Annotated in this window: 16 protein-coding genes and 4 pseudogenes; 10 read left to right on the top strand and 10 right to left on the bottom strand. The window is 61.0% G+C overall.

The window, feature by feature from the left end; translation table 11 throughout:
• The 3 genes from ASF71_RS25180 to ASF71_RS13380 all read right to left on the bottom strand — a co-directional run.
• The coding region (locus ASF71_RS25180) for an IS5 family transposase (protein ID WP_369814995.1) at positions 1–438 on the bottom strand (438 nt) is incomplete at its 3' end.
• Complete coding sequence (locus ASF71_RS25805) at positions 408–662, bottom strand: hypothetical protein (RefSeq protein WP_082506026.1); 255 nt, start codon at positions 660–662, stop codon at positions 408–410. The genes ASF71_RS25805 and ASF71_RS25180, both read right to left, overlap by 31 nt.
• Positions 663–941: 279 nt before the next feature.
• A complete protein-coding gene (locus ASF71_RS13380; protein WP_056301035.1) occupies positions 942–1,652 on the bottom strand; it encodes a CAP domain-containing protein in 711 nt (236 codons plus the stop codon).
• 479 nt (positions 1,653–2,131) lie between these two features.
• On the opposite strand from ASF71_RS13380, the gene ASF71_RS13385 reads away from it, so the two are divergent.
• The 8 genes and pseudogenes from ASF71_RS13385 (at position 2,132) to ASF71_RS25190 (ending at position 4,775) form a co-directional block, all read left to right on the top strand.
• Complete coding sequence (locus ASF71_RS13385; RefSeq protein ID WP_156372818.1) at positions 2,132–2,410, top strand: hypothetical protein; 279 nt, start codon at positions 2,132–2,134, stop codon at positions 2,408–2,410.
• A 406-nt stretch (positions 2,411–2,816) separates the two neighbouring features.
• Positions 2,817–3,125: pseudogene (locus ASF71_RS13390) on the top strand (FAD-dependent oxidoreductase); the annotation flags it as partial.
• Between the two features lie 163 nt (positions 3,126–3,288).
• Positions 3,289–3,477, top strand: a complete 189-nt coding sequence (locus ASF71_RS23850) for a hypothetical protein (protein WP_156372820.1) — start codon at positions 3,289–3,291, stop codon at positions 3,475–3,477.
• A gap of 90 nt (positions 3,478–3,567) precedes the next feature.
• Positions 3,568–3,801 carry a hypothetical protein gene (locus tag ASF71_RS13395; protein ID WP_056301043.1) on the top strand — a complete coding sequence of 78 codons (234 nt, stop codon included), beginning with the start codon at positions 3,568–3,570 and terminating at the stop codon, positions 3,799–3,801.
• A 53-nt stretch (positions 3,802–3,854) separates the two neighbouring features.
• Positions 3,855–4,037 carry a hypothetical protein gene (locus tag ASF71_RS13400; protein WP_056301045.1) on the top strand — a complete coding sequence of 61 codons (183 nt, stop codon included), beginning with the start codon at positions 3,855–3,857 and terminating at the stop codon, positions 4,035–4,037.
• Positions 4,038–4,177: 140 nt separating this feature from the next.
• Positions 4,178–4,420: a hypothetical protein gene (locus tag ASF71_RS13405; protein ID WP_235514446.1), complete on the top strand. Its 243-nt coding sequence runs from the start codon at positions 4,178–4,180 to the stop codon at positions 4,418–4,420.
• Between the two features lie 14 nt (positions 4,421–4,434).
• Entirely contained in the window at positions 4,435–4,629 is a 195-nt protein-coding gene (locus ASF71_RS25185) for a hypothetical protein (RefSeq protein WP_056301050.1), read from the top strand.
• Entirely contained in the window at positions 4,626–4,775 is a 150-nt protein-coding gene (locus ASF71_RS25190; RefSeq protein WP_235514448.1) for a hypothetical protein, read from the top strand. The genes ASF71_RS25185 and ASF71_RS25190 overlap by 4 nt, the downstream gene beginning before the upstream one ends.
• A gap of 428 nt (positions 4,776–5,203) precedes the next feature.
• On the opposite strand, the gene ASF71_RS13415 is transcribed toward ASF71_RS25190, so the two are convergent.
• The 6 genes and pseudogenes from ASF71_RS13415 to ASF71_RS13440 all read right to left on the bottom strand — a co-directional run bounded on the left by ASF71_RS13415 (position 5,204) and on the right by ASF71_RS13440 (position 11,066).
• Positions 5,204–5,902, bottom strand: a complete 699-nt coding sequence (locus tag ASF71_RS13415; protein WP_056301052.1) for an RraA family protein — start codon at positions 5,900–5,902, stop codon at positions 5,204–5,206.
• An 86-nt stretch (positions 5,903–5,988) separates the two neighbouring features.
• Positions 5,989–6,984 (bottom strand): phosphoglycerate dehydrogenase, encoded by a 996-nt coding sequence (locus ASF71_RS13420; RefSeq protein WP_056301055.1) that lies wholly within the window; start codon positions 6,982–6,984, stop codon positions 5,989–5,991.
• Between the two features lie 31 nt (positions 6,985–7,015).
• A complete protein-coding gene (locus ASF71_RS13425) occupies positions 7,016–8,011 on the bottom strand; it encodes a tripartite tricarboxylate transporter substrate binding protein (protein ID WP_056301057.1) in 996 nt (331 codons plus the stop codon).
• A 170-nt stretch (positions 8,012–8,181) separates the two neighbouring features.
• Positions 8,182–9,675, bottom strand: a pseudogene (locus tag ASF71_RS25195) (tripartite tricarboxylate transporter permease).
• Positions 9,676–9,686: 11 nt separating this feature from the next.
• Complete coding sequence (locus tag ASF71_RS22890; protein WP_082506028.1) at positions 9,687–10,202, bottom strand: tripartite tricarboxylate transporter TctB family protein; 516 nt, start codon at positions 10,200–10,202, stop codon at positions 9,687–9,689.
• Between the two features lie 21 nt (positions 10,203–10,223).
• Positions 10,224–11,066 (bottom strand): IclR family transcriptional regulator, encoded by an 843-nt coding sequence (locus ASF71_RS13440; RefSeq protein WP_056301063.1) that lies wholly within the window; start codon positions 11,064–11,066, stop codon positions 10,224–10,226.
• Positions 11,067–11,262: 196 nt separating this feature from the next.
• Between ASF71_RS13440 and ASF71_RS13445 the strand changes: the two genes are divergently transcribed.
• The coding region (locus tag ASF71_RS13445) for a tyrosine-type recombinase/integrase (RefSeq protein WP_235514451.1) at positions 11,263–12,126 on the top strand (864 nt) is incomplete at its 3' end.
• A gap of 1 nt (position 12,127) precedes the next feature.
• A pseudogene (locus ASF71_RS25200) lies at positions 12,128–12,354 on the top strand (integrase); the annotation flags it as partial.
• A 329-nt stretch (positions 12,355–12,683) separates the two neighbouring features.
• On the opposite strand, the pseudogene ASF71_RS25205 reads toward ASF71_RS25200, so the two are convergent.
• A pseudogene (locus tag ASF71_RS25205) lies at positions 12,684–12,774 on the bottom strand (IS5/IS1182 family transposase); the annotation flags it as partial.

Genomic DNA, 12,774 nt, shown 5'->3' on the forward strand with positions numbered 1-12,774 from the left:
CTTGATCGCCATGACCAGCCCTAAGGTGTCGACGAGCAGGTGACGTTTCCGACCACTCACTTTCTTGCCCCCGTCATAGCCGCGAGGCCCGCCAGCTTCTGTGGTCTTGACGGATTGACTATCAATGATCGCTGCGCTGGGGGTCGCTGCGCGACCCTCACGCTGACGGACCAATTCCCGAAGGATCGTGTGCAATGCCTCCCAGACCCCATGGAGCCGCCAAAGACGATGGGAGTGATAGACCGTCTGCCACGGAGGCAAATCATGAGGCATCGCTCGCCAAGCGATGCCGCCCCGCAGGACGTAGAAAATCCCGTCCAGGATCTCTCGAAACGACCATTTCCGAGGGCGTCCTACGGAGGCTTCTGGAGGAAGGAGGGGGAAAAGAACGTGCCACTCGGCGTCCGTCAGATCGTTCGGATAGGCAGATCGGGACATGGGCGTATCACCTCAGCCCAATCGTCCACCTTTGTTGCTGCGGGACCATCCCCCACTTGGCCACTGTCATTTCTTCCCCAGCTTTGAACCGTGCCGTCTGACCGAAGTGCCGAGCTATGGGCCGTACCCGCTGTCACACTGGTCCCCCCCGCCACACCCAAGACGCCAACGGGCGCAACACGAATAGTTGTTGTTCCGTCCCCCAGTTGACCGGAGCTGTTCATGNAGGGGGAAAAGAACGTGCCACTCGGCGTCCGTCAGATCGTTCGGATAGGCAGATCGGGACATGGGCGTATCACCTCAGCCCAATCGTCCACCTTTGTTGATGCAGGGAAAACCTGTACCAGCACGTTTTTCAGACGCACTTTAGGCCATCAGCTGATGGAGACATGTGTCGATCGCTGCCGCCAACGCCGATTCCAATACGTCATAAACGGTGGGCATGACCTCATCCTAGAAGGTTCTTGGCGTAGCAACCGCCACGCTAGAGTGACAAAGTCCTGCTAGCGAATCGTGAACACCTGCACGTAATTCTGCTCGTAGCGTCGCAGATTACCGTTCTCAATAAAGTCCGAGGGCGAGAACTCGTCTGCGGCGTACCCGGTGCCCATAGCGACGTACTGGGAACCCAGGAGGTTGGCGCAGTGATCGGGGCTCTTCATCCAGGCGATGGTGGCCGCCCGAGCGTCGGCATACCCGGTGACCACATTCTCACCGGCAGGCACTCGAGACGGTTCACCAGATTCGCTCTGGGCGCGGGCCATCCGGTCCTGGACGGTCCCACCATAGAACATCGGAGACGCCGTGCGCGTCTCGGCATGAGCCTCGTAGCCCTCGCCGAGCATGTATTCGGCATGTCGCCGGGCAGCAAGGCCTGCTGCTCCATCGAACCGCAGGGCGCTCAGTACCCCGGGTTTGAATGTCCCTTCAGCGCAACTGCCGGCAATCACGTCTTGGCCGCTCACCGTGCCGCGCGTACGAATTTCGTTGACCCAGCTCAGCATCTCGACCTCCACGGCAGACGGGCTGACCCGGACCGTACTGTAGCCACTTCCCTGGCCTACTGCGGCGCCTGATGCAGGAAGGGTCGCATTCGCTTGCGCCACCGTCTCGCTGTATGTGAGACCCGGTGACACCAACTGACCCGCCTGATCGCAGGCACTGAGGGCAAGGAGGGTCAGGGACAAGGCCAGAACGCGAAACGTAGGAATCATAGAACTCCTCGGGCAAGCGTGAGCAGCTGAAGGGACACTCGGTCCCCGTTTTGCCTCTCTGGTCATAAGTCAGGGACGCACCTCGACTGAGGCGCGATCAGAAAGAGGCCTTTGGTCACCCGTGATCTCGTTTGCTCTCAGGAGCAACCCCTCAAACTGAGGTGAACACAGTAGAGGTTCGCCTCGCTCGCAATTTAGGACGTTCCACATGTCTGAGACGTTACAAATACAGCGGTGAAGTCAATCGCTGATCCTTATTTAAGAGCTTGTTTCAGGGCTATCGTAAGACGTGATCCACAGTAGGGCACCCTCAGCCCCTCCCCTGCACGGTGGTTTAACTTTAGCAGAGGGCATGACACTCCCGCCGAGTGCGCATCTGCGTACCGCGACCATCGTCCTGCGTAGTACATGCAAGGGATATGAAAAAGCTAATGTTCGGCTCGCTGCTCGCTCTAACCCTGACCGCCTGCGGAGGTGGTATGGACACCCCCCAGCCCGCCTTCTACTCTGCCGTCGGAACGCAGGACATTCGGGTGATCCCGACCGGCGCAACGGTCTGGTTCAATTTCGGCCATACACAGTGGACAGCGCAGCAAGAGAACGGAGCCGTCGAGGGCAACTGGTACAGCGATGGCGAGCTCGTGGGCCGAACTGTGGGGAACGCGAATGCGGGAAGTGTCGGGCTGATCATGGGTCTGAACATGATGTCGGCTTCAGGCGCGTTCTCAGGGAATAACTTACGAGACGGCAGGACCTGAGGTGGGCGAGGGGAGCGGCAAGATCCAGATGACCCGGCGCTGAGCCTCGTTCTGAGGCTGATTCTGTTTCTTCCAGTGATGATCCTGCGCCGCCTCAGCCCCGGCCCCAAGCGTCACCGCGAGATATTAAATTGGTTGACCTGTTCGGGCGTAGCGTGGCGCAGGGCTACGAACTGGCAGATCTGGTGTCCGCTCAGGCGTGATGACTGCGCGCGCTGCTATTGACCCACCGACCTACCCTGCTGCGGCTTCGGCCCCGGCAGGGTGGGCCTCTTGTGCGATCACGCGCTGCCCATGTGCCCGATAAGCTGTAGCCATGTTCCACGACCCCCCATGACGTGCTCATCATCGGCGGCGGCTTCGCTGGCTTAAGCGCCGCCCTCTACACTGCGCGCTCGCACGGGTCGAAGGGACGGGCACCGGCGTGCAGCTGCACTTCGCGGATGGCACGAGTGCTGAGCGGGCGGTGCTCTACACGCACGGGGAGCGCCGACTGCGCGCCAACTTGGCCGAGGCCTTGGGCTGTGAGATGACGGCGGCAGGGATCAAGGTCGACCCGTTGATCCACCGGACGACGGTGCCGGGCGTGTACGCGGCCGGAGACGTGAGCAGCGGGAATGAGGTGGCCTTCGTAGTGGCGGGGGGCGGGAAGGCGGCGATGCAGGCGGCCTTCGAGATCTACTATGACGATCTGCCTGTAGCCGCGCGGGCGTAAGGCGATAAAGTCCCACCCCGCCCAGGCACGAAGCCGAGGCGGGGTGGGACTTTATCGTGTTTCGGGTTCTCAATCCGCCTTCATCCGAGGGAACGACCCTTGTCAGAACTGCTTGGCAAAACCCTTCGTGGAACATTGCCTCTGCCATGCGACCCTATCCAGTATGTACAGAGTCACCATCACAGGACGCGATGGCACAGTGACCATGGATTTGACCCACACCTTGGCATCGGTGGCTCTGTTGACTTTTGATACTGCGATGACCTTCCCTGGCAAGACCATTACCTTGACCCAGGATGGTGTAGAGCTCAAAAAGCGTCAGTTTTCTGGCTTAGACGTCCTGACCTCTTGAACAAAGTGGGGTGTGTCGCAAGGAGAGGGGCCAGGGGGCGACTTCTGGCCCCTCTGTCCACCCACGCTCCAGCGGGGATACTGTGGCCCTGTGCAGCACCTCTCACTGCCCGAGATTCCCTTGCACCTGGGCGCTCTATACGAGCGCGCCGGCCTGGGCTTACCCCCGAACGCCCTGCACCGAGAGCTGGCTGACTTCCTCGGCTGCCATCGGGAAATTCATGCCGCCGCCTGGGCGTTGTGGGCCACCGAGCTGCAGCTGACCGGCCGCGACCTCGGCGGCTGGCTCGACGATGACTTCTTCGAGGCCGTGCCAGTCGAGTAAGGTCATCTTGAACGCTTGTGGACACCGCTGACCCTGAATGTTTACGCTGAGGTATGGACCGGCAGAATGACCCCTGTTACGCGGACCGGAGCGCCCGGCAAATCGAGGCGTGGCTTGAGCGGCAGCGGCGCCGAGTCCAGGAGATCGTGGCCCGGCGAGAAGAACTGGCTGCCACCGAAGCCCAGCAGCGGGCAGAGGGGGAGGAAGTCCAGCGCCGCTGGGAACTCCCGAAGTGAAAAGACAGGTCTCAACACAGCTGTGCAAGCACGCCCTACGTTGTGCGCATGACCCAGCTTTTGAAGTTCACGCTCTCAGGCACGGTATAACCGTCCCACCGCTCACCTTCTGGCAGGCACGCGTCCTGCTGCTCCTGACCTTGGAGTCCAAGTCGCTCAACGATGTGGCCGTCCGGATCGCCCTCCGGGGCGCCATGCTGGACCTGTCCCGCGTGCAGCAGCTCCTGGGTGAGTTGACTGCGCTGGGTCTACTAGAGCACACGCCGAAGAGGGGACATGCGGGTGGGCGCTACTGGCTGGGATCTGGCGCAGCGGTCGAGGATGCTCTCGATCACGCCTACGCAGTCGTGAAGGGCGGCACGCCGCCATCACGCCAGAAGTAGGTCTACCCTGGGCCATGTCTCAGCACTTGATCCTGATCCCGACCGCCCTGGAAGGCGCGCAGCTCGACATCGCCCTATATGGGGGCACGTACCGCGTGGCTGGCACCGTGGCCGGCACGCAGGTCTTCTGGTTCGACCTCAGCCCGACCTCCGCCGCGCCCTTCGACGAGGTGGTCGAGCGGCGGTGCCCGGGGAGGATGCCAGCATGATGGCGACGGTGTGGCATGCGGGGCTGAGCAGCGCAGCCGGGGTGCTGACAGTGCATGCGGAGGGGCAGGGCGAGGGCACAGGCCGGGTGGACTGGACGTTGGGGCCGGAGGCGGCGGTGGAGTTGCAGGAGTGGATCAAGCGGTGAGGCGGGGCTCTGGCATATGCCAGGGCAATGGGTATCTTGTCTTACCTAAATCCTCTTAGATAAGAGAAAGGCTTTCCGACCATCCAGCCCTCGCAAATCTATGTCATCACAGAAACGCTCAAGGCCAACAACCAGTTTGCCAGAGCCTCCCGTAATCCATCCCCAATTTTCCTCTCTATTCCTGACAGGCGCAGATTTCAACCCTCGACCTCACCCTCTCTACAGACCCCTCCTATACCCCTCAAAATAATTTGGAGGGCCCTTCCTGGCCCTCCTGTGAGCTTGCATTTTCTATGCGCTCCAGCACGCAGAATTCCGTTCTCAATTCTCCACAAGGGGGACCGAAATAACCTAGAACGAGATCAAAGCGTGAAAGGCTGGGTCATTCCCAGCCTTTCCTGTTCATCGGTGTAACGGGTTCCTCTCCTTCACTCGCGCGCGACAGGCTTCTCTAGGACGCCGGCAGCCGTCAACGCCGCAGGCAGCCAGCCCGGAATCAGCTTCTGACCGCTCCGGATGTCACGCAGCCGCGACGTCTCCATGTCGACCTTCTTCTGGGCCAGCGTCAGGAGTGTGTCGACCTGCTCACGTTCACCAACGAATACGCCATCGGCGTCGGCCACCACGAGGTCGCCAGGCCGAACCATGATCCCGCCCGCACTGATCGGGTAGTTGACTCGCCCTGGGACAAACTTAGTCGGACCATTGGGATTGGTTCCCACCGAAAACACCGGGAAACCCAGGTTCTGAATTTCCACCGAGTCACGAATGGCCGCGTCGATGACCACACCCGCCAACCCTATGGCCATGCATTGACTAATCATGATTTCGCCCATTAGAGCGCAGGTCTGATCGCCCTTACCGTCAATGACCAACACATCCCCAGGTTGGGCAATGGCCATCGCCGCATGGATCATCAAATTATCGCCTGGACGCACCTCGACGGTAATGGCAGGACCTGCCAGACGCATGGCGGAGCTCAATGCACGGACGCGGCCATGTAAGGTGCCTCGGCGTCCGGCAACGTCTGCCAGGATCGACGCAGCGAACCCGGAAGCACGGGCGACCAGTTCGGGTGAGGTGCGTTCGACATCATTGCGAAGGTATTCAGAGTCAGGAATGCGCATGGTGGGTTCTCCTGGAGGGGATGGGTCGGGCGACCCAGGCACGGAAGGCCGAGCGGATGCTCCGTCGCTGTACTGCAAAGACGGGTTCAGGGAGCGCTTAGAGCAAACCGAGCAGTGCTGAGCACATCCGGATTCACGGGCGTCACGGGTCCTTCTCCCTTGAGGGTGCGGATCAAATTCTCCGCGGCGCGGCGACCCGAATTGTCGCGTGCCTCAGTCGTCACCCCACCGACATGCGGGCTCATCAGGAGGTTATCCAGACCATGCAGGTGGCTGCCTGCTGGCAGAGGCTCCTCTTCGAACACATCCAGGGCCGCCGCCGCGATGGTGCCTTGGCGCAGGGCATCGGCAAGCGCGACCGTGTCGACCACTCCACCACGGGCCGTGTTGATCAGGCATGCGCTGGGCTTCATGCGCTGGAGACGTTCTGCATTGATGAAGTGACGGGTATTGGCATTCAGGGGGATATGGAGACTGAGGTAATCGCTTTGCTCAATCAACGCGTCGAGGTCGACATACGTGACCCCATACTGAGCCGCGAATTCCGCATCACGGTACTCCTCGTAGGCCAGCAGGGTCATGCCAAAAGCGTGTGCGCGCTTCGCCACTTCCTTACCAATACCGCCCAGTCCAGCCAGGCCAAGTGTCTTGCCATGCAGTTCGGTGCCTTCGTAGCGCTTGAATCCACCTGCATTCATCTCCGCCCAGTTCTTGGCGGTGTGGCGTGCACAGCCGAGCATCATTGCCAGGGTCCATTCCGCAACGGCGTACCGATTGACGTTCGGCGTATTGCAGACCACGATCCCGTGCCGCGTGGCGGCGGCCACGTCAATGCTGTCGAAGCCCACGCCCGTTCGGGAAATGACCTTCAGCTCCGGTGCGGCTGCCAGGACCCGATCAGTGAAAGGCTCGTTGGCGATAATCGCACCCGACACGCCGTCCAGCAGGGCTAGCAAGTCGTCCTCTGTACGTTTCTGGAGAGCGGGAGCATAGACCGGCTCGAAGCCCTCGGAGCGGAGAAGAGCATCAACCTCTCCGCCAGGGTGAAGAAAAATAGAAGTGACAAGGATTTTCTGTGTCATAGGCGACCTCTAATGGGGTTGAGAAGTTGACTCACTGACGCGACAGCGGCAGAAGGTCGCGAATGTCTTTCTCGTAGGTGTTCCAATACGTCGTGTATTTGGGGGGGGTCATGTACCGAAGGGTCAAGCCCAGGTTTTTCATTTCCTGCTTGTGCTCTTCAGAGTTCGCGACTTTCTGGATAGCCTTACTCAGGACGTTGACGACGGCAGTAGGTGTCCCGGCGGGTGCTGCAAAACCACGGGAAGCAGAACTTTCCAGCTTGTACCCGTAGGCGGCAAACGTAGGCACATTCGGGTAGAAGGGGCTGCGGCGATCATCCATTACACCGAGGATGCGCACCTCACCGGTTTTGTACTGACCCAGGAGATCGCCGACATTCCCACCAAACACGTCAATTTTTCCGCCAAGTAGGGCAGTTGTCGCTGCAGCGATGCCTTGAGAGAAGTGCACAGGAGCAAACTTCACGCCCGCCATCTTCTCCAGTTGCAGAATCGCGAAATGCTCATCGGTCTGGAGGCCCGTGGTAGAGATCGTGATCTTCCCAGGATTGGCCTTGGCCGCTGCAATGACGTCTTTAAGGGTCTTGTAGGGGCTGTCCTTGCGTACTGCGAACAGGCCGGGGTCCACGACATGCAGCGCCAATGGGAGGAAGTTGTCGCGTTTGTAGGTGGCCTGCCGCGCAGGGTCGAGATAGGTCACCACGGCGGACGGAAAGTTCGTGTTACCAATTGTGTAACCATCGGGTTTCGCCTGAGTGAGGGCAACGTACCCAAGCTGGCCGCCAGCGCCGGGACGGTTCACGACAACGACAGGCACGCCGAGTTCCTTCTCCAAGCCTTTGGCGAGCAGTCGGGCACCCACGTCAGTACTGCCGCCAGCGGCGAAGCCGACGATGATCTGAAGGGTCTTGCCTTTCTCTGGGAAAGTGGCGCCCCGCGTCTGGGCGGCTGCCGGCGAAGACGACAGGCTCGCGGACAGAAGGAGGGTGGTCACAGTGATCAGGCCTTGCTTGGGGGTGAATTTCATGGCGAACCTCAGTGGGTGCTGCGCAGGGCAACAGGGAATGAATCGCGGATGAAGGGCCGAGGACAGGCGTAGAGCATCGGAGGGACTTTCATTGGAGAAGACAGGCAGAAACTTCGGCGGTCAGGTGGGATAAAACGGTCGATGCGTGCTGACATGCCGCTCTAGACGAGTCAGGTGCTGCGTCGCTGCCACCGGGGCAGGAGCGGCCGGTAGGCAGGCGAAAGCAGAACTAGGACAGCAGCCAGCAGGAACCCAACCGCGATCGGGCTTTGCAGGAAGATGAGTGGGCTGCCCTGAGACAGTTCCAAGGATTGACGGAGGGACCGTTCCATCAATGGGCCGAGCACGAGCGCAAGGATGATCGGGGCGATCGGGTAATCGAGTTTGCGCAGGATGTAGCCGATGACGCCGAAGATCAACATCACGTAGATGTCAAAGACGGAGTTGTTGATGGTGTAGGCGCCCACCACCAGCAATGCGAGAATGATGCCGATCAAGATGGACTGCGGAATTTGTAGTACCCGGACCCAGATGCCGATGAGGGGAAGATTCAGGATCAGCAGGATGATGTTGCCAACGTAGAAGCTCGCGATGACACCCCAGGCCACGTCTGGGTGCTCCTGAAAGAGGAGCGGGCCGGGCACCAGGCCTTTCATCAGAAACGCGCCCATCAGCACCGCGACCGTTGGGGAGGCGGGGATGCCCAGGGTGAACAAAGGGATGAGGGCGCCGTTGGCGTGCGCATTGTTCGCGGTTTCTGGTCCGGCGACCCCTTCGATCGCGCCATGGCCGAAGCGCTCGGGGTGCTTGGCCGCTTTGCGCTCCACGACGTAGGAGAGCAAGGAGGACACAGAACCCGTCATGCCGGGCACCAGGCCTAGAAGAGTACCGATGACGCTGCCACGCAGAATCGGTGCAGTGGAGTCTCGCAGGTCCTGACGGGTGAGCATGAGGGAGCTCATGGCGTGAGCGACCACAGGTCGCAAGCGACTCTAGGCAAGGAGCAGGATCTCACTCAAGCCGAACAGCCCCATGACGACAGCCACGAAGCTTAAGCCGTCGAGAAGTTCAATATGACCAAACGTGAAGCGCGGAAGACCCTGAACCGGGTCAAGCCCGACGAGCGCCAGAAGCAGCCCAAATAGACCCATCATGAGGCCCTTGACTAGGGATTTACCCGCCAGGCCCATCAGCAGCGAGAGGCCCAGCAAGGTGAGTGCCGCGAATTCTACTGGTCCGAATTGAAGAGCGAGACGCGCGAGGCTGCCAGCCGCGAGGACCAGGGCAATAGTAGCGAACGTGCCCCCCACGAACGAGCCGATGGCAGAAATGGCTAGGGCAGCTCCTGCACGGCCTTTTTTGGCCATCTGGTGTCCATCGATGGCAGTGACGGCCGAGGCGGCCTCGCCTGGAACGTTAAGCAGCACGCTGGTGATGGTGCCGCCGTAGGCCGTGCCGTAGAACAGTGAGGTCAACATGATGATCGCGCCGGTGGCGGGCAGTTGGAAAGTCAGGGGGATCAGCAGGGCCGTACCAGCGACAGGGCCGATGCCGGGCAGAACGCCGATGAGGGTACCAAGGACAGACCCCAGCAGCGCATAGAGCAGGTTCTGCCACTCCAGCGCGATTCCGAAGCCATGCATCAGGTTGGTGAGTGAGTCCATGACTGGGTTCCTTACAGCCCGAGCTGCTTGAGAAAAGACAGGGAGGCGAGGGGCAGTTCGACATCGAGGTAGCGCGTCAGAATCTGGAACAGGCCGACACTGAACACCACGGCAACGATCAGGGTGGTCAGGGGACGCACCCGTTCCAGGCCCAGCAGGAGGAAGACCAGCAGGACGAAGACGGTAACCTGAAAGCCAAGCACGGGCAGCAGCAGGCCAGTGAGGATCAGGGCTCCAAGTACGGCTCCGACGCGCAGGAGTGCGCGCCCAGTAGGCATCGCTTGCTCCTCTTCCCTCTCTGGACTCCCACTGATCGCCGGATCAACGGCTACTGGCTTGCGGGACGCCCGGGTCGCTTGAAGGAGTTGAACGAGAGCCAGGAGGCTGAGAAGGCCGCCGAGCCAGACGGCGAAAAAGCCTGCTCCCGGACCGAGAGGGGTGTAGTACTGGAGTCTCAACGCTTGCCACACAATGAAGGCAGCAAAGAGCAGAAGGATGACGGCGGCGATTTGCTGAGGTCGGTGCATAGTGTCTCCCGAGGTCACGGTTCAGTCCTGACGCTGACGGGAACGACGAGCAGCTACCGGCTCGGCCGAGACATTGAGCCCTTGTTGTCCGGTGGACCAGGCGCCCGAGGCCTCCCCAATGGTCCGGGCGGCCCGCATGACCTCTTCTACGAGAGTCTCGACCTGCTCGGGGGTGACCCGTTTCTCGTGGGCAGTGATCCCTACAGCGGCCTTGACGGTCTGGTCCGACGTCCTGACGGGTGCAGCGACCGCGAAGATCTGCTGGAGGCGTTCACTCCGGCTGATCGCGTAGCCTTGCTGGGCGACTTCGTCAAGCCGGGCTTCCAGTGCGGGCCGATCCAAGCGCTGACCATTAGCGAGCACGACTTCCGGATGGTGTTCGAGCAGGGCATAACGATCCGCAACCTGCATTGAGGCAGCGAGCACGAGGCCGGGGGCCCCGAGCAGCAGAGGAAGGCGCTGACCCACCGGGAGGGTATGCGCGAACGGCGTCCGTCCCTCGACACGCTGCACGACAACACGTTCCATCCCTGCCCGGACATACATGGTGACGGTTTCCTGGGTATTGAGGGCGACCTGCTGAAGAACGGGCAGTGCGGCCCGGTTCAGGCTGTCATTCATCAGGAACGCGTAGGCCAGGGGCAGCGTGCCGACATCGAGCTGATATCCGGTTTGAATCTTTTGAACGAGGGACCACTGCTCTAAAGAGGCGAGGAAGCGAATCACAGTGGCCTTGGACATGTCGGTCCGGACACTGAGTTCGGTGAGGGTAAGGGAGCGATCTGAACGTGCGAGGACGTCGAGCAAGGTAAACGCACGTTCGACGGCGCGGATGGAACCCGCGGCTAGGTCCTTTTCTATCATTGTTTCACCTAGTGAACCTTTGTTTTATTTTCCGATATTCTGGCAGGACGAATGATGACAGTCAAGTCAAGTGACACGCTGTCGCCAAGGTGATGGCCGATTGAGTGAGGGAACACGAGTGAAATTTCTCGACCAACACGGGCGTTTGCAGCCTTATTTCCCGTAGAACGCCTGAGTTTGATAGGTTGAGCACCCCATGACCCTTGCGCTATACCAGGGCAGCTTGCTCGCGCAGACCCGCGAGTGGACGAACCTCCACGACGAGGAATTGCGCCGCCGTGCCGTGAAAGCTGCGGCGGACAAGGACGTCGACGCTCTGATCTCCCTGACCACGGCCTATCTCGCGCATCAGGGTGGCAGCGGTGTCCTGACCAGTCCACGTACGGTCGAGGCCTATGCCCTGGGCACCCGGCAGTTCGTCGAGTACGCCACGGCTCAGGCTCTCAGCCTGCTTCGGCCAGGTCGCCACGATGCGCAGGGGTACATCAACGCCCTCCTCGCTGCTGGGCGCAAACCTGCGGGGGTCCAGCTCAAGGTCGCATCGGCAGGTTGCCTCTACCGTGCCCTGCGCTGGGCCGGCGCCACGGAGGCTGACCCCTTCCGCGATACGAAGGTCCCCAAGGACCGCACGCCGGGGATCATCAAGCGCCCGCCTTATACCGAGGACGAGCTGGCGGATGTGCTCGAACATGCCGACGTGCACGCCAAGTTCCTGCTCTTCCTGACGGCCCATGCTGGCTTGCGCATTAGCGAGGCCCTGGCGCTGGAGTGGGATGACCTCGACGAGGTAGCCAAGCGCTTGCATGTGCGCAGCGGCAAGGGCCGGAAGGGTCGAGTGGTGGCCATGAGCACCAGCCTCGCGCGTGCAGCCCGTCATTACCGAGGCCTCTATGGACCAGGCGGCCCAGACCATACCGATGGGAAACGGACGACGCCCAGTACCCATCTCTTCCGGTATAGGCATGCCATGACCGCCCGACACCACATCAGCAAAGCCTTCGCCCTGGCCGGGGTGGACTTCAGAGGCTTCCACCCCGGACGCAAGTACGCCGGAACACGGNATGCCATGACCGCCCGACACCACATCAGCAAAGCCTTCGCCCTGGCCGGGGTGGACTTCAGAGGCTTCCACCCCGGACGCAAGTACGCCGGAACACGGTTGCTGCAGCAGATCAAAGACTTCGGCCGAGTGGCCGCTCACCTGGGCCATGAATCCGTCGACACCACCCGCAAGGGCTACGCTCAGCTCGCTGCCGACGACCTCAAGGATGATCTCGCCGGCTGGTGATCTCTATCACCGTCCCTGCCCACGTACCGAGGGTGCGCAACCGCTCACCTTGCTCCGCCGTAAGCCGCGAGACTGGACCCCTGGCCACGGTGGCCTGAAGACTGCCGTTGCGTTTCAGCCGACCTTTCCAGCTGTACACGGTGACCGAGACCCCAAAGTGATCGGCAATCTCCTGATTCTTGTGCGTTCCGCGTGCGATCCATTCAAGCGCCGCGAGGCGGCGCTCTTCGAGTTGAGCACGGGAATAACGGGTAGGCTGCCATCCAGGCATGCCCCAAGACTATCAATGCTGAGCCGTGACGTGATYAATAAAGTGCGTCTGAAAAAGGTCAGGGCGGGGACTTTGCCAACCGACGCACCATCAAACGGATCATGACTTCGTACACGAGGTTCTCAGCGGTTTCGACCAAGGCCTCGTCG

The organism is Deinococcus sp. Leaf326, assembly GCF_001424185.1.
Lineage (GTDB): Bacteria > Deinococcota > Deinococci > Deinococcales > Deinococcaceae > Deinococcus.